This window comes from Ornithinibacillus bavariensis (assembly GCF_018333235.1).
GTDB lineage: Bacteria > Bacillota > Bacilli > Bacillales > Amphibacillaceae > Ornithinibacillus > Ornithinibacillus bavariensis.
The window spans coordinates 1-756 of the sequence record NZ_BORP01000015.1 but is presented as its reverse complement, the minus strand read 5'-3'; the positions used below and the strand labels follow the sequence as shown (position 1 = coordinate 756).

Below are 756 nucleotides of genomic sequence, written 5' to 3'. Positions count from 1 at the left end.
TTCCCAATCCGACAGATACACGTACATTTATTCCTTTCCTGAATACGATTGAACAGAAGTTCTTCTCGTTACCAAAGTACATTGTAGCTGATGCAGGATATGGAAGTGAACAAAATTATGAGGATGTTCTCTCCCATCGAAAACGGACGCCACTAATTACCTATAACCAATATCGAAATGAGAAGAAAAAGAAGAATGACCCTTTCAACTTAGCCAATTGGAAATACAATGAAGTGGATGATTCTTTCACCTGTCCAAATAATAAAACATTAACGTTCCGATATCTCTCTAAACGAACCGACAAATACGGTTTTACACGTTCATTTAAGGTATATGAATGCGAGGACTGTTCTGGATGTCCATTACGTTCTTTATGTACCAAGGCGAAAGCCGAAAGTAATCGGAAAATCTTTTATAATGAGAAATGGGAACAACAAAAAGAATATATAAAAGAGCAGCTTTCAAAAAAAGAAACTGGTGAAATCTATGGAAAACGTAAAATTGATGTGGAACCAGTCTTCGGATTTTTGAAGGCTAATTTGCGTTTCACTCGGATGTCCGTAAGGGGCAAAGAGAAGGTAATAAATGAATTAGGATTTGCGTTCATGGCGGTAAACATGAGAAAGTTTACCGCCAGAACACCTAATTTACCAATGAATATTGAAAACAAACCAAAAAAATGGTTCCAAGCACCAGTTTTTAGATGATTGGAACCATTTCTATTTATTTTTGGCTAGTTATGTCCCAGCCTCTTTT

1 pseudogene is annotated in these 756 nt (G+C 36.4%); it reads left to right on the top strand.

Annotated elements, in window-relative coordinates:
* Positions 1–756 (top strand): annotated as a pseudogene (locus KI338_RS17535) (transposase); the annotation flags it as partial.